The sequence below is a fragment of the Ruegeria sp. BB5 genome, assembly GCF_056539405.1.
Map to the genome: position 1 here is coordinate 163,809 of NZ_JBQFUX010000003.1, position 23,067 is coordinate 186,875.

A 23,067-nucleotide genomic window follows, 5' to 3' on the forward strand; every position below is an offset into this window, starting at 1 on the left:
TTTTCAATATTCACGTACAGGGCCTTTGGTAACTGATTCTCTGCCGGACCAGAGTTTTGGCGATGGGCCGCATCTTAAACTATGGCACGACGGAGAAAATGCGAGAATTGGTGGATCGGCGAAAAGCTACTTGCAGTCAAGGCAAAGGACCGCTGGTGGGCGCGCATACGCTCATGCCCATATCATACTGGGTTCAGTTGCCGCGCCGCTAAAGGACCGAGCTACTTGAGACCCCGCGGCAGTCGGACCGTCAAGATACCGCCGCGCATTTCGCATATCGGACGACCCTTTGTCGCCAGTGTTCGGTTCCTGAGGTTGCTTTAATTGGTGGGTTCAAGCGTCTCACTCTGCTGTGCCAATTCGTTGACGACGTCGAACAAGGCCTTTTCGAACAGCGGCAGAGTTTTGGACCCTGTTTCGGAAACCGGATAAAGCAGCCCAAAGGTCATCCACCGCTCTGGGGCCACGGGAACAAGCGTGAGGTTTGCGGACGCGACCTGAGCGGCCACCAATTCATCCGCGATCGTGACACCCGCGCCCTCTGCCACCAGCGCGCAAGCCAGCTGCGAGGCGGCGACTTCGCAGGTTTGTCTGGGCGTCACACCGGCGGAACGAAAGAAGTCGTCCAGTTGATCCCGCAACAGCAGACCATGCATCAGACGTATAACGGGTTCCCCGGCAAGATCGTCCGCCGTCAAATGACTTCGGGATGAAAGCGGATGGCCTGCGGGCAAAACCGCCTGCGCTTTTACTCGGAAGAGGGGTTTGGAGACGATGCCGGGATGATCGACGGGCAACGCCCCAATTCCAATATCGTATTCCCGCCCGGCCAGCCATTTTCCCGCCTCGCGTCTTGCCCGGACATCCAGGTTTACATTGGTGCTGGGGTTCTCTTGCATGAACCGTGCCACCGCAGGCGCGGACAGGGATTGTGCAATCCGGGGCATCGTCACAATGCGGAGCGTTTCGGTGCGCCCCGCTTTGATCTCGGCTGCGATGCGCGGAACTTCGTCAAGATTGTCCAGAATCCTGCCGGCCTCTTTGTAAAAGGCCAACCCTTCCGGCGTCGGTGTCAGGTTGCGGCCACTGCGATCAAAAAGCGTCAATTTCAGCTCGGCCTCAAGCCCGGTGATCAAACGGCTGACAGCAGGTTGGCTGAGATGGAGAATCTCAGAGGCGGCGACAAGGGATCCTTCGGATAAAGTAGCGCGAAACGCGCGTAGGGCTTTGATATTCATCCTTCTATTCTTTCATAATTTGCAAGAGTAGATAACACCTTTGCATTTTTTACAATTGAAGAAATCGCGTAATTTGATCCCAAGTGAAATTGGGAGGTTACTCATGAAACGCAGAACTCTTCTTGGTGTTGCCATCGCGGCAGTTACCGTCACCGCCACAGCTACAGCAAGCTTTGCCGCGGATTGGCCGAAACGCCCGATCAACCTTGTTGTCCCCTACAAGGCGGGTGGCGGCACAGATGCTTATGCGCGCGCTATCTCGGCCGCTGCCGAAGGTATTCTGGACGTGCCTGTGGTTGTTGTGAATAAACCCGGTTCGGGTGGTTTGAACGGTGCCAATGCAGTCGTTGGCGCGCGTCCTGACGGGTACACTATGATGATGACGTCGGGGGGGTCGTTCTTGCTGTCGACCATGACCCGCGATACCGATATCGACGCATTGGAAAGCTTTGACTTCGTTGCACAGGTAGGCCAGTTGCAGACCTCATTGATGGTTCCGGTCAACAGCCCCTTTCAATCCGTTCAGGATGTGATCGATGCCGCTAAGGCCGACCCCGGCCAATTGCGGTGGGCTCATTCGGGCCGCGGTGGTTTCCATCACGTTGGCGGCATGGGTTTTTTGGCCAATAACGGTATCGAAGCTCAGGATGTGCCGTTCAAAGGGGGCGGGCCGACCCGTGCCGCGCTGATCGGTGAACAGGCTGATTTCGGCTTCCTTGGAGTTCAGCAACTGGCAGGTTTTGAAGAACAACTGCGCGCGCTGGCGGTCAACAGTCAGGAGCGTGACGGCATTATGAATGAGGTGCCCGCTTTTGGGGAGCTGGGTATTCCATTTGCTGCAGTATCCTCGCCAGTAATCGTGTTTGCTCCGAAAGGGACGCCTGCAGAGGTGGTCGCCGCGATGGAGGCCGCGCTCGAACAGATCGCTGCCAAGCCGGAATTCGCCGAACTTCTCGCCTCACGCGGGACCGGCCCGGTCTATCAGAGCGGTGCGGAGGCCAAGGCGGCGCTTTCGGCGATGAAAGAAGACGCCACCCCCTTGGTTGAAAGCCTGACCAACTAAAGCTCCTGGGGCCGGCGGATCATCCCCCGGCCCAATTCTAACGACGGAAAATAGAGAGGATCGTCATGCGTGCCTATGCAGAAGGTCTGGTGCTTGCCCTCATTTCGATTTTTGCCATCTGGGGCGCCTGGCAGGTGCCTGCGGCATCTCCAGGGGATACATGGGCCGGGATTGTGCCGTTCTCTGCCGCAGTTGCCCTGCTGTTTCTCTCGGGCCTTATGCTGGCGGGTGCAGCACGTCAGACGACGGGTGGAGCGAGCCACGAACAAGATAATGGCGCGGCCTTGCAGATCATTAGCTTGTTCATCATTGCTCTGATCTATCAACAATCCTTCCGCTGGTTCGGTTACTTACTGCCAACGGCCATTGTCGCACCACTTGTCCTCTACTTTTTCGGTGTGCGCAGCCGGATCGGGCTGGCCGTGTCTGTCATCCTTTGCCCGCTGATCTTCCATCTCATCTTTTTTGTCCTGCTCGGCGTCTACCCTCCCTATGGCGAGGTTTTCGATCTGCTGAGCTGGATTCAGGGGTAATCCACTATGGAAATCTTTCCCGCACTTCTTTCGGTTATCACAGACCCCACGCTGCTGTTTGCAATTGTCCTTGCTGCGGTTGTTGGCATGATCGTGGGTGCCACGCCCGGCCTCACGGCATCGGCTGCGATTGCCATGCTGTTGCCCATTACCTTTTACATGTCGCCGATTTTTGCGCTCGCCTTTCTTTATGTGATCGGAAAATCCGGCCGCTATGGCGGGTCGATTGCGGCGATCCTGTTCAATACGCCCGGTACTGCGGCCAGCGCGGCGACCCAGATTGACGGCTATCCGCTGGCACGCGCCGGCAAGGCAGGCAAAGCGATGAAGGTGGCGACAATCTCATCGATCATCGGGGATTTGATGGGTGACATTCTATTGGTCATTGGCGTCGGTTTCATTGCGGCCATTGCCCTGAAACTGGGCCCGCCGGAAACCTTCGCCATCTATTTTGCAGCCTTTGTGGTGATTGGATCGGTCATCGGAAACTCCATCGTCAAAGGTTTGGCGTCGGCGCTGATGGGCATCCTGATTGCAATGGTCGGACTGGATCCGATTTCAAGCGAAGAACGCTATACGTTCGGCTCATTCGAGCTGTCCAACGGCATCGGTCTTGTGCCGCTGATGATCGGCGTATTCGTTCTGGGTGAGGTCTTTGCACAGCTTGAAACCCGGCGCAAAGCCACGGGTGACACCAAAGAGAACGAAAGCACGGCGGACGGAAACACTCTGACATGGGAAGAGTACAAACCCTGCCTGCCGCACGCTTTCCGAGGCGGGTTCATCGGTGCGGGCATCGGTGTTCTGCCTGGACTGGGTTCAGCCATTGCCGCGTTCATCTCATACGGTGAAGGCAAGCGCCGCGCCAAAAACCCGGAAATGTGGGGCAAGGGCGCGCTGGAAGGCGTGGCCGCGCCCGAGGCCGCCAATAACGCGGTTTCCGGCCCATCAATGGCACCTCTGTTGACGCTTGGTATTCCGGGTTCAACCATCGGTGCAATCCTGCTGGGTGTTTTCCTGATCCACGGCATTCAGGTTGGCCCGACCCTGTTCCTTACGGATAAGGAACTGGTCTATAAACTGTTCGCCTGTGGAATGCTTGGCATTTTTGCCTACGGTCTGATCGGCTATTTCGGGGCTACGCAGGTTGCGCGGTTGATCCTGAAGATACCGACCAATGTTCTTTATCCGCTGATCTTTCTGACCTCGTTTGTGGCTGCCTATTCCGCACGTGGGTCGATGTTTGATGTGACCGTCATGACAGTTGCAGGTTTCGCCGGTTGGCTGATGCGCAAATTTGATTTCAATGTTGCCGCATTCGTCATCTCTTTTGTGTTGGCCAAAGGCGCGGAAGAAACCTTTCGCCAGTCGTTGCTGATGTCCGAAGGTGGGGCGTTGGTCTTTGTGGAGCGCCCCATCGCGCTTGCGTTCCTGCTGGTCGGGCTAGCGGCGATGGCAATCCGAATTCGCGGTATCGTCAAAGAGCGCCGGATCGCACAAGGAGGGCTTGGAGATGCTTGATTATGGTATCTACCGGGATTGTTTTTCCAGCGCCGACATGCGGTCCATCTGGTCGGAACATACAGTCATCTCGGCCTGGTTGCGCGTGGAGCAGGTGCTAGCCGAGCATCAGGCAATGGCCAACGTGATCCCAGCTGAGGCGGCGAAGGCAATAAATTCCCTGTCAATCTGCGATCTTAACAAGCCCGATCTGCAAGAGGAAATGATGTTTGTCGGTCGCCCGATTGTCGGATTGGTTAAACAGATGCGCACCCTCCTTCCGGAATACGCCGCCTATGTGCATTTCCGTGCTACCACACAGGACATTATGGATACTGCGATGGCTTTGCAGATGAAGCTGGGGCTAGAGTTTGTTCAAGACGCTCTGGATGGCGTTATCGCGGCCATTGATCATCATATTTCTTCTCATCCCGACACAATGATGATGGGTCGCACAAACGGGCAATTCGCAGTGCCGATTCAGCTGGCCACAAAGCTTTTGGTTTGGCGATCGGAACTTGAACGTCGTTCACAGGCGCTGAAAGATGCGTCAGGACGTGGGTTGAATGTCCAGATTGGTGGACCTGTTGGCGATTTGCGTGGCTATGAAAACGGGACCGGTCAGCGCATCAAACAAGGTATCGCCGCATCTCTTGGACTGAATGTGGTCGAGCCTCATTGGCAGAATGCGCGGGACGGGGTGGCTGACATCATCACTGCCCTAGGTGCGCTGTGCGGGACGCTTTGTAAAATTGCACATAACGTCAATCAGTTGTCGTCGTCTGACATCGGAGAATTCCTTGAGGTTCAGGAACCTGGTCAAGGCGCGTCTTCCGCGATGGCCCACAAACGAAACCAACGTGCATCGGAATTCGGCGAAGCCGTAGCCCGCCTTGGGCGCCAACGCGCCGAGCAAATAGGCGAACTGACCCTGCATGAACACGAACGATCCGGTGGCGTTTGGATTGCTGAATGGGTGACGGTGCCCGAGACGTTTCTTCTGACCTCGGGCGCATTGCAGTGGTTGGAACGGATGTTAAAAAACTTGGTTTTTGATACGGACGCGATGAGCAGATCGCTCTCGGCCAAACTTATTGCCGAACAGCAAACGCATCACCAATAGAGACGCGGTTGCACCGTTTAGATCTGCTAGTCTGTTAGGTGATGTTGGTCGGAGTGAGAGGATTCGAACCTCCGACCCCTGCCTCCCGAAGACAGTGCTCTACCAGGCTGAGCTACACTCCGACCGTGGCGGGTGATCTATACCCGAGGAATCGGATGTGCAAGGGGATTATGGGACCAAATGCAGGATTTCGTGCCCAGCAGAAACTGTCCTTTGCGCCACCGCTGCATTAGCAATTAGGGTAGAGGATCCGTGCGGTACAGCCGGATTTTCGTGCCACCGTGATCGACGACTGGCCCGGCAGGGAGCAAAGGCAAGCGCGTGGCCCGGGCTAGTGATTGATTGCTGGTCACGATACCCACCCGCCAGCCGCTGAACCGCGACATCAGAACCTTGCCCAGGCTGCCGTACAGAGAGCGCAGGCGTTTCTCGTCCCCGATTCTTGCACCATAGGGCGGGTTGACGATGACCAGACCCGTGGGGCCCGGTGGCGGCTTGATGTCACTGACCGACCGGCACTGAAACCGGGTGTGTGCGGCAACCCCAGCTCGATCGGCATTGGTGGCGGCGGCCTCGGCGGCCCCGGCATTCCGGTCCGAGCCGTAAAAGACAGTGTCCAAGTTTACCGGCGGTCCGTCTTTGCGCAGTTCGGCCCAAGCGCGCGAATCGAATCCGTGCAGGTCTTCGAAGGCAAAACGGCGGGATCGGCCCGGATTTAGCCCTGCTGCGATCTCGGCCGCTTCGATAACGAAAGTACCCGAACCGCACATCGGGTCCAGAACAGCCTTAGCCCCGTCGAAACCACATTCGCGCAAAAACATAGCAGCCATGGTTTCGCGCATCGGGGCCTTGGCCACCGCCGGTTTGTGGCCACGCTTGTGCAAGGGCTCGCCAGAGGTATCGACCGAGAAGGTGCAAATGTCTTTTTCGATGCGAAGCAACACGCGCAGCCCGGCGTCGGACGAAATCGGCGCACCCAGCGTTTCGGAGATCGCCCGCTCGACCCTTTGGCGGGCGGCCCCGGCATGATAGATGCGGGATTTCCGGCTTGTCGCCTCAACCTTGACCGGGATGTCGGTGCGCAGAAAATCGGACCAGGGGAACTTGCGCGCCCGCTTGTCGAGCTGCGCCAAATGTACTGCCGGAAATGTACCCATCCGGACCAGTACTTTGTTGGCGCCGCGCAGACACAGGTTTGCTCGCCAAACCTCGGGCCAACCGCCATGGCAGCTTATCCCGCCGGGTACAATTTTGGCATCTGCGAATCCCTTTTCGACGGCTTCGGCCTGCAAAGGCGCCTCAAGCCCGGGGGTGGCCACCAGAAAAATCTCAAATTCGCGCGTCTGTTCCATTGGGCGTGCTTACACTGGAAGGGCACTGGGCGCGACCAGCAATTTTTGGGCGCTAAAATGGAAACATTTCAAAGGAAAGTGAAAATCATTGTGTGATTTTGGCGGCAACGGGTTTGCTTTTAGCATCATCCCCGCGTAAAGGAGCCCAAATCGGAGTTACGCCCGCGGAATTTGGACGCATTTCGACGCTTTTGCGACGACTGTTAAAAAATCCTGCGTTATTGTCCGACACTGTTAAAGTGTTGGTCTAACCGGCGCAGATAAAGAGGCTTGGAAGACAGTAGCAACATGCAAACTTTCAAACTGAAAAAAGGGTTGGAGCTGCCGGTGCAAGGCGCGCCGGATCAAACCATCCAGCCGGGACCTGAATTTAAAACCGTTGGGGTATTGGGCGGGGATTACCTGGGCCTGAAACCGCGCATGCTGGTGCAGGAAGGTGACGCGGTTCAGCGCGGTACGCCGTTGTTCTGCCACAAGGATGCGCCCGAGGCGATGATGGTCGCTCCGCTGAGTGGTAAGATCGTGGCAATCAATCGCGGTGCGCGCCGTGTATTGCAAAGCGTCGTGATCGAGGTTTCGGACCCGAACGATACAGGGATTGATTTCTCGGGCGTGGGCAATGCGGACAGCGCCGAAGGTGTGACCGAAAAGCTGTGCGCGGCCGGTCTCTGGACTGCCTTCCGCACTCGGCCCTATTCGAAAATGCCGGTGCCGGGTACCGCTCCGGCCGCGGTTTTCGTCACCGCCATGGACAGTGAACCGTTGGCGGCAGACGCGGCCGTGATCATTGCCGATGCCAGTGAGGCCTTTGCAGCCGGTTTGGCCGCAATCACCAAGCTGACCGAAGGCAAGACCTATCTGTGCCACAAGGAAGGCGACGCCATTCCGGGCGCGGATGTGCCGGGGGTCGAAGCTGTGGCTTTCTCGGGCCCGCATCCCGCCGGATTGGCCGGGACGCATATTCATTTCCTTGAACCCCTGGCGGGGGACAAGCAGGTCTGGACCATCGGTTATCAGGACGTGATCGCCATTGGTCGCTTGATGCAGTCCGGTCATCTGGATCCGAACATCGTGATCGCACTCAGCGGCCCGGGGGCGCGTCAACCGCGCTTGATCCGCACCGTCATGGGCGCTTCGATCGACGATCTGACCAACGACGAGATCGACGTGGACGGCACTCCGCGCATCATTTCGGGGTCGATCCTGTCGGGCACGCAGGCCGAAGGACCGACCGCCTATCTGGGACGTTTCGCGCGTCAGATCAGCATCATCCGCGAAGATCACGACCAGATTCCGATGGGCTGGATTCGTCCGATGTCGTCGAAATATTCGGTCCAGCCGGTGTTGGGCTCGGCGTTCTCGCACAAGCTGTATAAGCTGACCAGCAACCTGAACGGCGGTCGCCGCGCGATGGTGCCCACGGGTGTGTTTGAGCGGCTGATGCCGCAGGATTATCTGCCAACGCAGCTGCTGCGCGCGCTGCTCGTGATGGACACTGATAGCGCCCAGGCGTTGGGTGCGATGGAGTTGGACGAAGAGGATTTGGGCCTTGTCGGCTTTGCCTGTCCCGCGAAATATGAATACGGGCTGGCGCTGCGCGACTGCCTGACCAAGATTGAAAAGGAGGGCTGATCCAAATGGGTTTGCGCAGCTTCTTCGATCGGATCGAGCCGAACTTTACCAAGGGCGGCAAGTACGAGAAGTATTTCCCCATCTACGAGATGGTGGAAAGCTTTATCTACACTCCGAAATCCGTCACCACCGTCGCCCCGCACGCGCGGTCCTACATAGATATGAAGCGGATCATGACTTATGTCGTGATCGCGACGATCCCCTGTATCCTGTGGGGGATGTGGAATACCGGCTATCAGGCCAACAGCGCGATTGCGGCGCTTGGCCCGGATGCGGCAACTGGCTGGCGTATCGCCATCCTGCAGGCATTTGGCATCTCGCTGGACCCGTCCAGCATCTTCGCCAACGTGATGCACGGATTGATGTATTTCCTACCGATTTACATCGTAACATTGGTCGCGGGCGGTATTTTCGAGGTGATCTTCGCCACCGTACGAGGGCATGAAGTCAACGAAGGTTTCCTTGTTACCTCAATGCTTTACACTCTGATTATGCCCGCATCTGCCCCGTTGTGGCAGGTGGCTCTGGGTATCATCTTCGGTGTGGTCATCGGTAAAGAGGTATTTGGCGGCACTGGTAAGAACTTCCTCAACCCTGCGCTGGTCGGGCGGGCCTTCCTGTATTTCGCCTATCCGGCGAATATGTCGGGTGACACGGTCTGGACCCCGGTTGACGGTTTTTCAGGTGCAACTGCGCTGTCGGTTTCAGCATCCGAAGGCTATCAGGCGCTGGCAGCCGAAGGACTGACCTGGTGGAATGCCTTCATGGGCTTCATGCAGGGCAGCTTTGGCGAAACTTCCACACTGGCCTGTCTGATTGGCCTGGGCTTCCTGTTGGTGACACGTATTGCGAACTTCCGCCTGATCGTTGGCTGTCTGGGGGGCATGATCGTCTTTTCCCTGCTACTGAACCTGATCGGTTCGGACACTAACCCGATGTTTGCAATGCCGTGGTACTGGCACCTGGTCGTTGGTGGCTATGCCTTTGGTCTGGCCTTCATGGTCACCGAACCGGTTTCGGCCAGCCACACCAATCTGGGCCGCTACATCTATGGCGCGCTGATCGGTGTCATGGTTGTGATGATCCGTGTGATTAACCCGGCTTTCCCCGAAGGCATGATGCTGGCCATTCTGTTCGGCAACGTCTTTGCACCTCTGATCGACTATTTCGTCGTTCAGGCCAACATCAAACGGAGGGCGCGTCGCCATGTCTGATACGCAATCCCCAGACAATAACGAGGCACCCAAGGGGGCGATTGCCAAGTTCCTGGCAGCCTCGCCGGATTCGGTCGGCAAGACGATCTTTATCGCCGTCGCTGTCTGCCTTGTCGCCTCGATGGTCGTGTCCTCGGCTGCTGTAAGTCTGCGCCCCGTGCAAGAAGCGAACAAGCTGAAGGACAAGCAGATCAATGTCCTGCAGGTCGCGGGTGTTTATGAACCCGGCGCCGACGTGACCGAAGCCTTCGCCGCGTTTGAGCCGCATGTTGTGGAACTGTCCACTGGCGAATTCGTCGATGACCAGTTTGATCCGGCCACCTTTGACGACATCGCAGCCGCAAGTGATCCTGAGTTGAGCGTTGCGCTGGACGACGACCCGGCCGGGATCGGCCGCAAAGCTAAGTATCGTGTGATTTACCTGCTGCGAGATAATGCGGGTGATCTGGATAAGGTGATCCTGCCGCTGCACGGCTATGGTCTGTGGTCCACGCTCTATGGTTTTATCGCGCTGGAAAACAACGGCAACGATATCTACGGCCTGCAATTCTATCAGCATGGTGAAACGCCGGGCCTTGGGGCCGAGGTGGACAACCCCCGCTGGAAAGCGTTGTGGAGCGGCAAGAAGCTGCGTGATGACGCGGGTGATCTGCAGATTACCGTTGCGAAATCGCAACCAGCAGCTGGCCCCGACTTTTACGTCGACGCGCTGGCCGGTGCCACACTGACTTCGGTTGGTGTCGATAACCTGGTGAAATTCTGGATGGGTGATGCGGGCTTCGCTCCGTTCCTGGCCAAACTGCAAGCAGGAGAGATTTGATGTCCCAGACCAAGAAAGAAATGCTGGTCGACCCGCTTGTCGACAATAACCCGATCACCCTGCAGGTGCTTGGCATCTGTTCGGCTTTGGCGGTGACCTCGTCACTGCAGGTGTCGTTCGTGATGGCACTGGCGGTGACCTTCGTGACATCGTTCTCGTCCTTCTTTATCTCGTGCCTGCGCAACCAGATCCCCAGCTCGATCCGGATCATCGTGCAGATGGTGATCATCGCCTCGCTGGTGATCTTGGTGGATCAGGTTCTCAAGGCCTATGCCTTTGAGATTTCGAAAACCCTGTCGGTGTTTGTCGGTCTGATCATCACCAACTGTATCGTGATGGGCCGCGCCGAGGCGTTTGCGATGAAGAACCCTCCGGTCGCATCGTTCATCGATGGATTGGGCAACGGGATGGGCTATGGCCTGATCCTGCTGCTGGTCGGTTTCTTCCGCGAATTGTTCGGGGCGGGGTCGCTGTTTGGCGTGACCATTCTGCAAACCGTCAACAATGGTGGCTGGTACGTGCCCAACGGCATGCTGCTGCTGCCGCCATCGGCGTTCTTCATCATCGGTCTGATCATCTGGGCCTTCCGCACGTGGAAGCCGAGCCAGGTGGAAGAACGTGAATACAAAATTCAGCAGGTAGAGGCCCACTAATGGAAGGTCTGATTTCACTGGCCGTAAAGGCCATATTTGTCGAAAACCTTGCGCTAAGCTTCTTCCTGGGGATGTGTACCTTCATCGCCGTTTCCAAGAAGATTTCGACCGCGCTGGGTCTGGGCATTTCGGTGATGCTGGTTCAGGCGATCACCGTGCCCACCAACAACCTGCTGCTGACTTATCTGCTGAAACCGGGCGCGCTGGCTTGGGCCGGGTTCCCGGATGTGGACCTGACCTTTCTTGGCCTTATCTCGTATATCGGTGTGATCGCGGCGATGGTGCAGATCCTAGAGATGATCTTGGATAAGTATTTTCCGCCGCTCTACAACGCGCTGGGGATCTTCCTGCCGCTGATCACGGTGAACTGCGCAATTCTGGGTGGTTCGCTGTTCATGGTGGAACGCGACTATAACTTTGCCGAAGCCGCGACCTATGGTCTGTCTTCGGGCTTTGGCTGGGCGCTGGCGATCACCGCGATGGCAGGGGTTCGGGAAAAGCTGAAATATTCGGATATTCCTGACGGCCTGCAGGGTCTGGGGATCACCTTCATCACCGCAGGACTGATGGCGCTGGCCTTTATGTCCTTCTCGGGCGTGAAACTGTAAGGAGGGACGAATGGAAACTTTTAGCCTTGGCGTCGTCCTCTTTACCCTGATCGTTATCGCGCTGGTAACGATCATTCTGGCGGCACGCTCCAGACTTGTATCCACCGGTGATGTGAACATCACTATCAATGGCGAAAAAACCATCTCGGTGCCCGCAGGCGGCAAGTTGCTGCAAACGCTGGCGGCTGAGAAGCTCTTTGTCCCGTCGGCCTGCGGCGGTGGCGGCACCTGCGCGCAATGCCGGGTCAAGGTGCATTCGGGTGGCGGGTCGATCCTGCCGACCGAAGAAAGTCACATCACCAAGCGTGAGGCTGCATGCGGCGATCGTTTGTCCTGTCAGGTTGCGGTCAAACAGGACATGGATATCGAAGTCCCCGAAGAGGTCTTTGGCGTCAAGAAATGGGAATGCACCGTTCGGTCGAACGAGAACGTGGCGACCTTCATCAAGGCGCTGACGCTGGACCTGCCCGAGGGTGAGGATGTAAATTTCCGGGCCGGTGGTTACATCCAGATCGAAGCCCCCGCGCACCAGTTGAAATACACCGATTTCGACGTCGAAGAGGAATACCGCGAGGATTGGGATCGCTTCAATCTGTGGCAGTACGAATCTGTGGTAAATGAACCGATCGAGCGCGCCTACTCGATGGCCAACTATCCGGATGAGAAAGGCATGATCATGCTGAACGTCCGGGTTGCTTCACCGCCTCCGGGTTCCGAAGGTATTCCGGCGGGTCAGATGTCGTCGTACATCTTCAATCTGAAACCAGGCGACAAAGTCACCATTTCGGGTCCGTTCGGCGAATTCTTCGCCCGCGACACGCAAAAAGAGATGGTCTTCATCGGTGGTGGTGCCGGTATGGCGCCGATGCGCAGCCATATCTTTGACCAGCTCAAACGTCTTGAAAACCGAGACCGCAAGATCAGCTTCTGGTACGGCGCGCGGTCCAAGAAAGAGATGTTCTTTGTCGAGGATTTCGACACGCTGGCCAAGGAATTTGACAATTTCGAATGGCACGTGGCCCTGTCCGATGCGCAGCCCGAGGATGACTGGAAAGGCTATACCGGCTTCATCCACAATGTGCTGTTCGAGGAATACCTCAAAAACCACCCCGCGCCCGAAGATTGTGAGTTCTACATGTGTGGCCCACCAATCATGAACCAGTCGGTCATCAACATGCTGCTGGATCTGGGTGTGGACCGCGAAGACATTATGCTCGACGATTTCGGCGGGTAAGAAACGAAAAACCGGCGCATTCAGCGCCGGTTTTTTTTAAAGCCGCAAGGTTGCTGGCCTTCTAGATCAAAGCCATTAGCCGACGATCATCTGCTTCATGCGAAGCGCCTCGTATTCCAGCTCTTTGAGACGGAAATGCACCACATCGCCAATGGTGATCACGCCGCACAGGTTGCCATCGCGAAGCACTGGCATGTGGCGGAACCGACCGTCGGTCATGGTTTTAAGAACATCATCCAGCAGATCGTCCGGCGAACAAGTCTTGACCTCGCGGGTCATCAGATCCTCGACTGCTTGAGGCAACGTCTGGCCGGGCGTATCCGCCATGCGCCGTACGATGTCGCGCTCGGACAGGATGCCTTGCAATGTGCCGTTCTGGTCGGTCACCAGCACTGCCCCAATCCGCTTTTCCTTCAGCGTATTGACCACCGAATGGATCGTATCGTTCGGGCGGACCGAAAACACCGCATCTCCTTTACCATCCATCAGCTTGGCCACAGTTGTCTGCGCATGCGACAAGTTCGATTCCGTCGATTGGCTGTACGTGGTCTTGTCAGCCTTGTCACCGCGCTTGGGGGCTTGGTAAGAGGTCGGGGCCATGGGCAATCTCCTTCATGGTTCTTGCAAAGTCTTTCCCTTTTACCTTAGCGCAGCTAAACGACCTGTATAGGGTGCAATTGCGCTGATCGGCAGAAACCCCCATCAAAAAAAGGACGCTTAAGCCTTTGAACGACCTGTATCTTACCCCGCCGGTGGCTGCCTTGATTTTCTTTGTGGTGGTCGTGTGCGGCCATAATTTCCGCAAGACGTGGAAACAGCAGCCGCCGGGATGGCAGAAACGGGCCTGGCTGTTTGGTGTGCCGGCGGGAATTGGCCTTTTGGTACTGGGCTTTTTGCCGCTGAAACTGTGAAGTCGATTTGACTCTGGCGGGGGTGGCTGGCATATGCCGGACACTGATTTTCCAGGAGATCGCCCCATGCGTCTTGTGCCAGTTTTGGCCTTCGTCACTTTGCTGTCCGGCTGTCTGTTCGACAAAGAGCCAGAGGTGGTTCGCCTATCGGGCGAAACGATGGGAACAACCTTCAACATCACCGCAATTGGCCAGGACCTGGACGAAAACGCGCTGGCTGTGGCGGTCGAAGAAACTCTGGCAGACGTTAACGCCAAGATGTCCAACTGGGACCCAAATTCCGAGGTCTCGACCTTTTCCGCCGCGACAAGCACCGAACCGGTGCAGGTTTCCGCAGAATTCGCACAGGTGATGGCCGCCGCGAATGATGTGCATGAAAAAACCGAAGGCACCTTTGATGTCACCCTTGGACCTTTGATCGAACTGTGGGGCTTTGGGCCCCGCAAACCGGAAGACCCGGTGCCTGCGGATGTCGAAATTCTGAAAGCACTCAACGGTGTCGGGCAGGGGCGTTTGCTAACTCTGGATGCCGAGGCGGGAACGCTGACCAAATCCGAACCCGGTGTTGGGATCAACCTGTCCGCTATTGCCAAGGGTTATGGTATCGACGCAGTGGCCAAGACCCTGCGCGACGCCGGGATTGAAGATTATCTGGTCGAGATCGGTGGCGATCTGGTCACCATGGGGCAGAACGACAAGGGCGAGGCCTGGCGCATCGGTATCGAAAAGCCACAAGCGGGAGCGCAGACCTATCAGCTGATTGTGTCGGTCAGCGATCTGGGCATGGCCAGCTCGGGCGATTACAAGAATTTCTTTGAACAAGACGGTGTGCGGTATTCGCATATCATCGATCCAACAACCGGGCGCCCGATCACGCATCGGACAACATCGGTGACTGTTCTGGCTGAAAACGCTATGATGGCGGATGCATGGGCAACCGCAATGCTTGCGCTGGGGCAGGAAAAGGGCCTTGAGCTGGCCGAAGAACATAAACTTGCTGTGTATTTCATCTCGCGGGATGTGACGGGTGGCGAAGATGCCTATATCACGGTACACAGCACCGCGTTCAAAGACGCGCTTGAGACCAACTGACTGGTAGGTACCACAATGAGCACCTTTATTCTGGCCTTTATTCTGCTTGCCCTTGTGATGGTAGGTATGTCGTTGGGTGTTATGCTGATGGGCAAAACCATCAAAGGCAGTTGTGGTGGCCTGAACGCGATCTCCGGCGCGGACAAATGTGTGGTCTGCCACAAAGACATTGATCCTGACAGCCCGCTGCGTGATCAGTTGCAGTGCAAACGCGCCAAGAAGATGCTGGAACAGATGGAGCGGCAGGCCGAGGCATAAATTACGCTTCGCTGCGGGCCGGGAATTGGCTAACTAAGTCCCTGACTATCGGGGAGGTGCCGCGTTGGCCAAAGCCAAAAACATTCTGTTCATCATGTTCGACCAGCTGCGCTGGGATTATCTGAGTTGCTACGGCCATCCGCATCTGCACACTCCGAACATTGATCGTTTGGCCGCGCGGGGTGTGCGGTTTGACCGGGCTTTTATCCAGTCCCCCATTTGCGGTAGTTCACGCATGTCGACCTATACCGGGCGCTATGTGCATTCGCATGGTGCGTCCTGGAATGGCATCCCGTTGAAAGTGGGCGAGATGACGATGGGCGATCATCTTCGCAAGGCCGGGATGGGGTGCTGGCTGGTCGGTAAAACCCATATGCGTGCGGATGCCGAAGGCATGGCACGGCTGGGGCTGGAACCCGACAGCCTGATCGGTGCCCGCGTGGCAGAATGCGGCTTTGACGTGTTTGAACGCGATGATGGGATGCGTCCCGAGGGGCCGGACGGGTTTTACGATCCGGACGGGGCCAGGGAATACAATAAATACCTCAGCGCCAAGGGATATGAGAGCGACAACCCCTGGCACGACTTTGCCAACTCGGGGCTGGATGCGGATGGCAACGTCCTGTCGGGCTGGTTCCTGAAGAATTCCCCCGAACCCGCCAATATAGCCGAAGAAGACAGCGAAACCCCGTATCTGACGGGTCGCGGAATAGACTTTATGCAATCGCAGGACGGTCCATGGTGTTGTCACCTGAGCTTCATCAAGCCGCATTGGCCTTATATCGTGCCCGAGCTCTATGCCTCGATGTATGGTCCCGAACATGTGCTGCCTGTGGTGCGATCCGAGGTCGAGCGCCAAAAAGCCCACCCAGTGCTGCGGGCCTTTATGGACACGAAGATCGGCCAGACATTCTCGCGCCAGGATGTGCGCGAGGCGGTGATCCCCGCCTATATGGGCCTGATCAAACAGGCCGATGACCAGATGGGCCGCCTGTTCGACTGGATGGAGAAAACCGGCCGGATGGACGATACGATGATCGTGTTGACCTCGGACCATGGGGATTTTCTGGGCGATCACTGGATGGGGGAGAAGACCTTCTTCCACGATGCCTCGATCAAAGTGCCCCTGATCATCTACGACCCGTCAGCCGAGGCCGACGCCACGCGCGGTACTGTCAGTGATGCGCTGGTCGAATCCATCGACCTTGCCCCGACCTTTGTGGAGGTTGCGGGGGGCGATGCGCCTTTGCACATCCTCGAAGGGCATTCCTTGCTGCCGATCCTGCACGGGCGGCAGGAAGAGACCGCGCGCGATGTGGTGATCTGTGAATATGACTATTCGGCCTCACCGATTGCCGATACGCTGAACGCCTCGGTCCGGGATGCGGTGATGTTCATGGTTGCCGACAAAAAGTGGAAGCTGATCCATTGTGAAGGTGGCCACCGTCCAATCCTGTTTGATCTGGAAAACGACCCGGACGAGTTGATCGATCTTGGTGAAAGCGCGGATCATGCCGAAATTATCGACCGTATGTACGATTACCTTTTCGCGTGGACGCGCCGCGCTTCGCAACGGACCACGCGCTCGGAACAACAACTGATCGATATGCGGACCAAAAGCCGCGGCAGGGGTGTTGTTGTCGGGGTCTATGACGAAAACGATGCTCCGCTGGATCTGACCGTCAAGTACCGGGGGCGCAAGGCTCGGCCATTCACCGAATATATCGGCAAGGAAAAACCGCCCCGGCATTAAATCTGCCCACCACAGGCCAAAAGGCGGTTCACCCGCCGATGGTCAGGCGGTAAAAGATCGACCAAGAGCAGAAATCCGGAGAGCTATAATGACCGCCCCCAAACCCGTTGTCCTGTGCATTCTCGATGGGTGGGGCCTGTCCGAGGACACCAAAGCCAACGCGCCGTATCTGGCCAATACCCCTACGTTCGACGCAATCATGGCCAACGGGCCGCATGCCACTTTGATAACGCACGGGCCCGATGTTGGCCTGCCCAGCGGTCAGATGGGCAATTCCGAGGTCGGCCATACCAATATTGGCGCGGGCCGCATCGTGGCCATGGATCTGGGTCAGATTGATCTGGCGATCGAAGATGGCTCATTCTTCGACAACAACGCCCTGCAGGATTTCATCGCCAAGGTGAAGGCCGCGAGTGGTACAGCGCATCTGATGGGGCTGGTTTCGGATGGCGGGGTGCATGGGCATCTGAACCACATCATCGCTGCGGCCAAAGCCATCACCGATGCGGGCGTTCCTGTCGCGCTGCACGCGATCACGGATGGGCGCGATGTGGCCCCGAAATCGGCTTTCACCTACATTGCCGAGCTTGAGGACCGACTGCCCGAAGGTGCGCGCGTTGTGACTGTCAGCGGGCGCTATTTCGCGATGGACCGCGACAACCGCTGGGAACGCGTCAGTGAGGCCTTTGAGGCGATGATCAAGGGGCAGGGGCGGACTGCGGCCACAGCGCATGGCGCGATTGATCACGCCTACAACCAGTCGGAAACCGACGAGTTCATTGTGCCAACGGTTCTACAAGGCTATGACGGCGTAAGTGATGGCGATGGTGTTTTCTGCCTCAACTTCCGCGCTGATCGGGCGCGCGAGATTCTACGCGCGATTGGCGAGCCGGATTTTGCTGATTTCGACACCGGTCCGCGCCCACACCTGTCTGCGCTATTGGGTATGGTGGAATACTCGGACGGTCACAATGCCTACATGACAACCGTGTTCCCAAAGCGCGATATCGTGAACACGCTGGGCGAATGGGTCGCTAAACAGGGGCTGCGTCAGTTCCGCTTGGCCGAGACCGAGAAATACCCGCATGTTACGTTTTTCCTCAACGGTGGCAAAGAAACGCCCGAAGTGGGCGAAGATCGTTTTATGCCGAAGTCACCAAAAGTGGCGACATATGATTTGCAGCCCGAAATGTCCTCAGCCGAGGTTACCGCAAAGTTTGTCGAGGCGATCGAGGCCGGGTACGACCTGATCATCACCAATTATGCCAACCCCGATATGGTGGGTCACACCGGTGATCTTCAAGCCGCAATCAAAGCCTGCGAGGCAGTGGACCGGGGCCTGGCACAGGTGGTTGCCGCGCTGAAAAAGGCAGGTGGTGCGATGATCATCACTGCCGACCACGGCAATTGTGAAATGATGGTGGATCCCGAAACCGGCGGACCGCACACCGCGCATACCTTGAATCCCGTTCCCGTGGCGCTGGTGGGTGGGCCGGAAGGCTCCACGTTGCGTAATGGGCGTCTGTCCGATCTGGCACCGACCCTGTTGCAGTTGATGGGCCTTGAACAGCCACCCGAAATGACCGGCAAGAGCCTGTTGTCATGACCTTGCGCGCGCTTCTTTGGGCAGTGCTGTTTGCGACGCCGGTCCACGCCCAGACCGACCCGTCCACAGCGGCGCTGAATGCGGTGCAAATGCTGGAAGACGCATCCGTCGCCTTGACTGAGGCCGACAGCGCCCGTGACCGCGTGCGTGCCCTGACCGAAACCATTCAGGCCTATGAGGCCGGTCTAACCGCCATGCGCGAGGGCCTGCGCCGCGCCGCCACGCGCGAGGCACAGTTGACCACTGAATTGCGCAGCCGCGAGGATGAAATCGCGCAGTTGCTGGGCGTGTTGCAAACCATCGAAACAACCGCGCCACCGGTTCTGATGCTGCACCCCTCTGGCCCGTTGGGATCGGCCCGCGCAGGTATGATGCTGTCCGAGGTCACGCCAGGTTTGAACGCTCGCGCGCAAGAACTGGCCCACGACCTGCAAGAGGTCCAAACCCTGCGGCAGCTGCAACAAAGCGCCGCTGATACTCTGACCGAAGGCCTGACCGGCGTGCAGACCGCGCGTACGAAGCTCAGTACCGCCATAGCAGATCGGACCGATTTGCCGGTGCGTTTTGTCGAAGATCCGGTTCGAACGGCGATCCTGATCTCGTCCACAGAAACGCTGGAAGGGTTTGCCAGCGGACTGTCGGAAATCTCAGAAGGGGAGATTGCTGAAACCAACGCGGATATTTCCCAGCGCAAGGGTGAAGTTGCCTTGCCCGCTCAGGGTGTTGTGCTGCACCGCGCTGGTGACACGGATGCAGCAGGGGTCAAGCGCCCGGGTGTGGTGCTGGGCACACGTCCACGCGCGATTGTGACATCGCCGACTGCGGCTACGATACGTTATCGCGGGCCGCTGCTGGATTTGGGGAATCTGGTCATCCTAGAGCCTCAACCCGGTCTTTTATTCGTATTTTCGGGGCTGCAAGAGGTCTACGGCAACCCCGGTCAGGTGATCCCCGAGGGCACTCCGGTCGGCTTGATGCCTGGTGAAACGCCCGAAATCGGCGCTATTTTGTCAACAAGCAGTGATGGCACTGGAACTGATCGGTCAGAAACGCTCTATATAGAGGTAAGACAGGATAACAGCCCCGTGGACCCGGAATCGTGGTTTCGGACCAGCAAGGATGGATAAATACATATGAAGAAATTTGTGATGGCCGGTTTGGCCGGAACCGTGGCAGGCATACTCGCAACTACTCAGATCGCAGGACCCCTGCTGGCACAAGAGGCTGAGAACAAGGCCAGCGTCTATGAGCAGCTTGATCTGTTCGGGGACATTTTCGAACGCATACGTGCGCAATATGTTGAAGAGGTTGAGCCCGAGGAGCTGATCGAAGCAGCGATTGATGGGATGCTGACATCGCTGGACCCGCATTCCAGCTATCTGTCGCCTGACGACGCCGAACAGATGCGCGTGCAGACACGCGGCGAATTTGGCGGGCTGGGTATCGAAGTCACGCAGGAAGAGGGCTTTGTGAAAGTTGTCTCTCCGATTGATGACACCCCGGCGGATGCGGCTGGGATCGAGGCTGGGGACTTCATCACCCATGTCGATGGCGAAAGCATTCTGGGCCTGACGCTGGACAAGGCGGTGGATCTGATGCGCGGACCTGTGGGTTCGGAAATCGTGATTACGGTCGTGCGCGAAGGGGAACAGGAACCCTTTGACGTCACAATCATTCGCGACACGATCAAGCTGACCGCTGTGCGTGCCCGCACCGAAGGCACCAGCGTCGTGCTGCGAGTGACCACCTTTAACGACCAGACCTTCCCCAACCTGCAGGAAGGGCTGAACGAACAGATCGAAGAGGCTGGTGGCATCGAAAAGGTCAATGGCTTTGTTCTGGACCTGCGCAACAACCCGGGCGGTCTGCTGACGCAGGCGATCAAGGTCTCCGATGCCTTCCTGAACGAGGGTGAGATCGTGTCTACCCGTGGCCGCGACCCGGGCGAGGGTGAGCGGTTTAACGCAACCCCAGGCGATCTGGCCGAAGGCAAGCCGATTGTGGTTCTGATCAATGGGGGTTCGGCCTCGGCGTCCGAGATTGTTGCCGGTGCCTTGCAGGATCACCGCCGCGCCATCGTGGTCGGCACCAAAAGCTTTGGCAAAGGTTCTGTTCAGACGGTCATGCCGCTGCGTGGCGACGGGGCCATGCGCCTGACTACGTCGCGGTATTACACACCGTCGGGTCGTTCGATCCAGGCGCTTGGCGTCAGCCCCGACATCATTGTCGAGCAACCGCGCCCGGTGCCGGATTCGGAAGAGGAAGATTCGAACCGTCCCGCCCGGTCCGAAGCCGACCTGCGCGGCAGCCTGAACAATGACAGCCTCAGCGAAGATGAGATTCGTCAGATCGAGGAAGACCGAGCCCGGGCCGAAGCCACAGCCGAGCTACGGGAAGAAGATTATCAAATGGCCTATGCTATCGATATCCTCAAAGGTTTGTCGGCCTTCAACCCGAACGGGCCGTCGCAGTAAACAAACGGGGCCGCCAGACAGGCGGCCCTTCTTCTTTGGTGGATCAGCTTTCCACTTTGTGCAGCTTTTCCTCATCCAGCAACATCGCCAATAAGACGCCGACAGATACAGACACAGTGGCGAAAATGAACGCCATGTTCATGCCGGTGTCAAACGCTGCGGTGATGGCGGTTTTGACCTTTTCGGCTTCGGCCGTGCTCAGTTTGTCCATGATCGCGCGTGCAGAGGATGTGGTCAGCGTCCCACCGTTGATGGCCCGCTGATCGGATTCCGACATATCAATCCCGGCGGTCGCCAGACGTTCGCCCAGGCTACGCAGACTGGCCAGATACATGATCGCGGTCGCGCAGGCCACCGAGATGGCACCATAGACGAGGTGAGTCATGAAACTCAGCCCACCGACCAACCCGGCCCGTTCCGGTTTCACCGCGCAAACCGCAGCGGTGCCTGATGGGCCAACCGTCAGCGTGGCCCCCAACCCAATCATCGCCATACCGGGCAGAATCTGAAAATAGCCCAACCCTGCGGGCAACACGACAACACTGGCCGCACCGATAGTGGCGCACAGGTAACCCCAGAACAAAAGCCGTTTGGGACCGAAATCGTTGTACAGTTTGCCCGACAAGATGGACCCCACGGCAAGCAGAACAGTAAGCGGGGCCAACCCGAATGCAGATTGCAACGTCGACCAGCCCAATACCTTTTGCATGTATTGGGGGAAATACATCAACCCTACGAACGCTGCTGAGACATTGAACATGTTCAGGCCCAGCGTGATGCGAAACTCTCTGTTTGCCATCATCTGGGGCAGCAATAGGGGTTCTTTCACTCGTTTTTCCACTTGTGGGAACAAGACGAACAGAACAGCGCAGACGAAGAACAACATCAGCAGCGGCGATGAGGTCCAGCCCCAATCTGCACCCACGTCCAACCCATAAAGCAACAGCAGGACAGCCAATGACAGTACAGCCATACCTGCAACGTCGATGTGTTCGCCTTGTTTGTGCTGGGTTTCGCGCTCCATCAACACTAGGGCGGTGACCATCGAAATGGTCGCAAACACCACGTTTGCAAGGAAAAATAGCCGCCAATCCCCCAGGTTGACGACCGTACCGCTGATCAGCGGGCCAATGACATTACCACAGGTGACACCTGCCAGAATAAGCCCCATGATCATGGCGCGATGTTCAGGGCGCGAGACTTTGGTGGCGCCGTAGGCCAGCGTGCAGGGCCAGACACATCCCGCGCCGATCCCCTGTAATGCGCGTGAGACAATCAGAAAATCCAGGCTAGGCGATACAAAACACATGACAGAGGAAAACAGAAAGATCGACAGGCCGATCAGCATCAACTTGCGGTGCCCGTACATGTCGCCAAGCCGCCCCCCGGCAACCATCGTCATGGCAAAGAACAGGGCATAGATGTTCAAAACCCATTGGGTGCTGGTGATATCGGCGTCGAAACTGTTTTCGATAGCCGGAACCAGGATCAACGCACCGGTAAAGTCGATGCCGATCCCGAACCCCGTCACCATCAGCGCGATGAGTTTAATGATGCTGCTGCGATCCATGAGCTTGCCCAAGTTGCTGCGGGTCGCTCAAGGATGCACGGGATTCTGATGAAAAGATAGGGACTTGGCCCTAAACGGGCTATTCGCCCACGCTCTGCGCCCGCCGAAATGCCCGTTTCAGCATATCCAGTTCCGCGCGCAGCAGCTCGACCTCAGCGCGAAGATCATCCGCTGCCGAGGCGCCTGCGATAATGGTAAAATCGCCAAGTTTTTCGGACGTGCCTGCGTCCACGATGACAAAGCAATGCACGCCATCGGACAGTGCCTTCACGGGTACAGGGACAGTCAGTGCCCATCCGTCATCTGCTGGTGTCACGCGCACGTCTTCCAAAGGTTCGCCCAAGTACAGAACCTCAACCGCCACCTCGGCCTGCAGGTGACCCTGCCAGAGGCCGTTCTCGAACCGGATGGGTGTCAATGTCGATTGCGTCAT

Annotated in this window: 22 protein-coding genes and 1 tRNA gene; 17 read left to right on the forward strand and 6 right to left on the reverse strand. The window is 57.4% G+C overall.

Annotated elements, in window-relative coordinates; genetic code table 11:
• Positions 1-320 precede the first annotated feature (320 nt).
• Positions 321-1,238 (reverse strand): LysR family transcriptional regulator, encoded by a 918-nt coding sequence (locus tag ACR0DL_RS10565; protein ID WP_170412152.1) that lies wholly within the window; start codon positions 1,236-1,238, stop codon positions 321-323.
• A 103-nt stretch (positions 1,239-1,341) separates the two neighbouring features.
• Between ACR0DL_RS10565 and ACR0DL_RS10570 the strand changes: the two genes are divergently transcribed.
• The 4 genes from ACR0DL_RS10570 (at position 1,342) to ACR0DL_RS10585 (ending at position 5,457) form a co-directional block, all read left to right on the forward strand.
• A complete protein-coding gene (locus ACR0DL_RS10570) occupies positions 1,342-2,301 on the forward strand; it encodes a tripartite tricarboxylate transporter substrate binding protein (RefSeq protein WP_480689016.1) in 960 nt (319 codons plus the stop codon).
• Positions 2,302-2,366: 65 nt separating this feature from the next.
• Positions 2,367-2,834: a tripartite tricarboxylate transporter TctB family protein gene (locus ACR0DL_RS10575; protein ID WP_480689018.1), complete on the forward strand. Its 468-nt coding sequence runs from the start codon at positions 2,367-2,369 to the stop codon at positions 2,832-2,834.
• Positions 2,835-2,840: 6 nt separating this feature from the next.
• Entirely contained in the window at positions 2,841-4,355 is a 1,515-nt protein-coding gene (locus ACR0DL_RS10580; RefSeq protein ID WP_480689020.1) for a tripartite tricarboxylate transporter permease, read from the forward strand.
• Positions 4,348-5,457, forward strand: a complete 1,110-nt coding sequence (locus ACR0DL_RS10585) for a lyase family protein (RefSeq protein ID WP_480689022.1) — start codon at positions 4,348-4,350, stop codon at positions 5,455-5,457. The genes ACR0DL_RS10580 and ACR0DL_RS10585 overlap by 8 nt, the downstream gene beginning before the upstream one ends.
• Before the next feature lie 45 nt (positions 5,458-5,502).
• Here the strand turns inward: ACR0DL_RS10585 and ACR0DL_RS10590 are convergent.
• Both ACR0DL_RS10590 and ACR0DL_RS10595 read right to left on the reverse strand, forming a co-directional pair.
• Positions 5,503-5,579 (reverse strand) — tRNA-Pro (locus tag ACR0DL_RS10590).
• Between the two features lie 114 nt (positions 5,580-5,693).
• The gene (locus ACR0DL_RS10595; RefSeq protein ID WP_170361631.1) at positions 5,694-6,809 is read right to left on the reverse strand and encodes a THUMP domain-containing class I SAM-dependent RNA methyltransferase; all 1,116 of its coding nucleotides are present in this window, start codon (positions 6,807-6,809) and stop codon (positions 5,694-5,696) included.
• A 288-nt stretch (positions 6,810-7,097) separates the two neighbouring features.
• Here ACR0DL_RS10595 and ACR0DL_RS10600 point away from each other — a divergent pair, with 288 nt between their 5' ends.
• Genes ACR0DL_RS10600 through nqrF form a run of 6 tightly spaced genes read left to right on the forward strand, consistent with a single transcriptional unit; the run spans position 7,098 to position 12,970 of the window.
• Positions 7,098-8,441 carry a Na(+)-translocating NADH-quinone reductase subunit A gene (locus ACR0DL_RS10600; protein WP_480689024.1) on the forward strand — a complete coding sequence of 448 codons (1,344 nt, stop codon included), beginning with the start codon at positions 7,098-7,100 and terminating at the stop codon, positions 8,439-8,441.
• Between the two features lie 5 nt (positions 8,442-8,446).
• A complete protein-coding gene (locus ACR0DL_RS10605; protein ID WP_170394680.1) occupies positions 8,447-9,655 on the forward strand; it encodes an NADH:ubiquinone reductase (Na(+)-transporting) subunit B in 1,209 nt (402 codons plus the stop codon).
• Positions 9,648-10,475 carry a Na(+)-translocating NADH-quinone reductase subunit C gene (locus ACR0DL_RS10610; RefSeq protein WP_170376879.1) on the forward strand — a complete coding sequence of 276 codons (828 nt, stop codon included), beginning with the start codon at positions 9,648-9,650 and terminating at the stop codon, positions 10,473-10,475. Before ACR0DL_RS10605 ends, ACR0DL_RS10610 begins: the two co-directional genes overlap by 8 nt.
• Positions 10,475-11,128: an NADH:ubiquinone reductase (Na(+)-transporting) subunit D gene (locus ACR0DL_RS10615; protein ID WP_170350028.1), complete on the forward strand. Its 654-nt coding sequence runs from the start codon at positions 10,475-10,477 to the stop codon at positions 11,126-11,128. The genes ACR0DL_RS10610 and ACR0DL_RS10615 overlap by 1 nt, the downstream gene beginning before the upstream one ends.
• Entirely contained in the window at positions 11,128-11,736 is a 609-nt protein-coding gene (gene nqrE, locus ACR0DL_RS10620) for an NADH:ubiquinone reductase (Na(+)-transporting) subunit E (RefSeq protein ID WP_170350029.1), read from the forward strand. The genes ACR0DL_RS10615 and nqrE overlap by 1 nt, the downstream gene beginning before the upstream one ends.
• Positions 11,737-11,746: 10 nt before the next feature.
• Entirely contained in the window at positions 11,747-12,970 is a 1,224-nt protein-coding gene (nqrF, locus tag ACR0DL_RS10625) for an NADH:ubiquinone reductase (Na(+)-transporting) subunit F (RefSeq protein WP_480689027.1), read from the forward strand.
• Positions 12,971-13,045: 75 nt separating this feature from the next.
• Here the strand turns inward: nqrF and ACR0DL_RS10630 are convergent, their stop codons facing one another.
• Positions 13,046-13,570 carry a CBS domain-containing protein gene (locus ACR0DL_RS10630; RefSeq protein WP_170350031.1) on the reverse strand — a complete coding sequence of 175 codons (525 nt, stop codon included), beginning with the start codon at positions 13,568-13,570 and terminating at the stop codon, positions 13,046-13,048.
• Positions 13,571-13,695: 125 nt separating this feature from the next.
• On the opposite strand from ACR0DL_RS10630, the gene ACR0DL_RS10635 reads away from it, so the two are divergent.
• The 7 genes from ACR0DL_RS10635 (at position 13,696) to ACR0DL_RS10665 (ending at position 21,064) form a co-directional block, all read left to right on the forward strand.
• A complete protein-coding gene (locus ACR0DL_RS10635) occupies positions 13,696-13,881 on the forward strand; it encodes a hypothetical protein (RefSeq protein WP_170361640.1) in 186 nt (61 codons plus the stop codon).
• A gap of 66 nt (positions 13,882-13,947) precedes the next feature.
• Positions 13,948-14,973, forward strand: coding sequence for an FAD:protein FMN transferase (locus ACR0DL_RS10640; protein WP_480689029.1), 1,026 nt, complete (start codon positions 13,948-13,950; stop codon positions 14,971-14,973).
• 15 nt (positions 14,974-14,988) lie between these two features.
• On the forward strand, positions 14,989-15,231 hold the full coding sequence (gene nqrM, locus ACR0DL_RS10645) for a (Na+)-NQR maturation NqrM (RefSeq protein WP_170350034.1): 243 nt from the start codon (positions 14,989-14,991) through the stop codon (positions 15,229-15,231).
• A 64-nt stretch (positions 15,232-15,295) separates the two neighbouring features.
• The gene (locus ACR0DL_RS10650; protein ID WP_480689031.1) at positions 15,296-16,984 is read left to right on the forward strand and encodes a sulfatase-like hydrolase/transferase; all 1,689 of its coding nucleotides are present in this window, start codon (positions 15,296-15,298) and stop codon (positions 16,982-16,984) included.
• 88 nt (positions 16,985-17,072) lie between these two features.
• Entirely contained in the window at positions 17,073-18,590 is a 1,518-nt protein-coding gene (gene gpmI / locus ACR0DL_RS10655) for a 2,3-bisphosphoglycerate-independent phosphoglycerate mutase (protein ID WP_480689033.1), read from the forward strand.
• Complete coding sequence (locus ACR0DL_RS10660; protein WP_170412093.1) at positions 18,587-19,717, forward strand: murein hydrolase activator EnvC family protein; 1,131 nt, start codon at positions 18,587-18,589, stop codon at positions 19,715-19,717. The genes gpmI and ACR0DL_RS10660 overlap by 4 nt, the downstream gene beginning before the upstream one ends.
• A gap of 6 nt (positions 19,718-19,723) precedes the next feature.
• Positions 19,724-21,064: a S41 family peptidase gene (locus ACR0DL_RS10665; RefSeq protein WP_170350038.1), complete on the forward strand. Its 1,341-nt coding sequence runs from the start codon at positions 19,724-19,726 to the stop codon at positions 21,062-21,064.
• Between the two features lie 43 nt (positions 21,065-21,107).
• On the opposite strand, the gene ACR0DL_RS10670 is transcribed toward ACR0DL_RS10665, so the two are convergent.
• Together ACR0DL_RS10670 and ACR0DL_RS10675 are read right to left on the reverse strand one after the other, a co-directional pair.
• Complete coding sequence (locus ACR0DL_RS10670; RefSeq protein WP_480639228.1) at positions 21,108-22,634, reverse strand: MFS transporter; 1,527 nt, start codon at positions 22,632-22,634, stop codon at positions 21,108-21,110.
• Positions 22,635-22,713: 79 nt separating this feature from the next.
• A complete protein-coding gene (locus tag ACR0DL_RS10675) occupies positions 22,714-23,067 on the reverse strand; it encodes a hypothetical protein (RefSeq protein WP_480689035.1) in 354 nt (117 codons plus the stop codon).

Bases quoted from the DNA above. Each gene is read 5' to 3' on its own strand.
- ACR0DL_RS10660 (WP_170412093.1), top strand. From the start codon at position 18,587: ATGACCTTGCGCGCGCTTCTTTGGGCAGTGCTGTTTGCGACGCCGGTC.
- ACR0DL_RS10585 (WP_480689022.1), top strand. From the start codon at position 4,348: ATGCTTGATTATGGTATCTACCGGGATTGTTTTTCCAGCGCCGACATG.
- ACR0DL_RS10675 (WP_480689035.1), bottom strand. From the start codon at position 23,067: ATGACGCAATCGACATTGACACCCATCCGGTTCGAGAACGGCCTCTGG.
- ACR0DL_RS10600 (WP_480689024.1), top strand. From the start codon at position 7,098: ATGCAAACTTTCAAACTGAAAAAAGGGTTGGAGCTGCCGGTGCAAGGC.
- nqrE (WP_170350029.1), top strand. From the start codon at position 11,128: ATGGAAGGTCTGATTTCACTGGCCGTAAAGGCCATATTTGTCGAAAAC.
- ACR0DL_RS10665 (WP_170350038.1), top strand. From the start codon at position 19,724: ATGAAGAAATTTGTGATGGCCGGTTTGGCCGGAACCGTGGCAGGCATA.
- ACR0DL_RS10670 (WP_480639228.1), bottom strand. From the start codon at position 22,634: ATGGATCGCAGCAGCATCATTAAACTCATCGCGCTGATGGTGACGGGG.
- gpmI (WP_480689033.1), top strand. From the start codon at position 17,073: ATGACCGCCCCCAAACCCGTTGTCCTGTGCATTCTCGATGGGTGGGGC.
- nqrF (WP_480689027.1), top strand. From the start codon at position 11,747: ATGGAAACTTTTAGCCTTGGCGTCGTCCTCTTTACCCTGATCGTTATC.
- ACR0DL_RS10640 (WP_480689029.1), top strand. From the start codon at position 13,948: ATGCGTCTTGTGCCAGTTTTGGCCTTCGTCACTTTGCTGTCCGGCTGT.
- ACR0DL_RS10565 (WP_170412152.1), bottom strand. From the start codon at position 1,238: ATGAATATCAAAGCCCTACGCGCGTTTCGCGCTACTTTATCCGAAGGA.
- ACR0DL_RS10575 (WP_480689018.1), top strand. From the start codon at position 2,367: ATGCGTGCCTATGCAGAAGGTCTGGTGCTTGCCCTCATTTCGATTTTT.
- ACR0DL_RS10610 (WP_170376879.1), top strand. From the start codon at position 9,648: ATGTCTGATACGCAATCCCCAGACAATAACGAGGCACCCAAGGGGGCG.
- ACR0DL_RS10570 (WP_480689016.1), top strand. From the start codon at position 1,342: ATGAAACGCAGAACTCTTCTTGGTGTTGCCATCGCGGCAGTTACCGTC.
- ACR0DL_RS10605 (WP_170394680.1), top strand. From the start codon at position 8,447: ATGGGTTTGCGCAGCTTCTTCGATCGGATCGAGCCGAACTTTACCAAG.
- ACR0DL_RS10615 (WP_170350028.1), top strand. From the start codon at position 10,475: ATGTCCCAGACCAAGAAAGAAATGCTGGTCGACCCGCTTGTCGACAAT.
- nqrM (WP_170350034.1), top strand. From the start codon at position 14,989: ATGAGCACCTTTATTCTGGCCTTTATTCTGCTTGCCCTTGTGATGGTA.
- ACR0DL_RS10580 (WP_480689020.1), top strand. From the start codon at position 2,841: ATGGAAATCTTTCCCGCACTTCTTTCGGTTATCACAGACCCCACGCTG.
- ACR0DL_RS10630 (WP_170350031.1), bottom strand. From the start codon at position 13,570: ATGGCCCCGACCTCTTACCAAGCCCCCAAGCGCGGTGACAAGGCTGAC.
- ACR0DL_RS10595 (WP_170361631.1), bottom strand. From the start codon at position 6,809: ATGGAACAGACGCGCGAATTTGAGATTTTTCTGGTGGCCACCCCCGGG.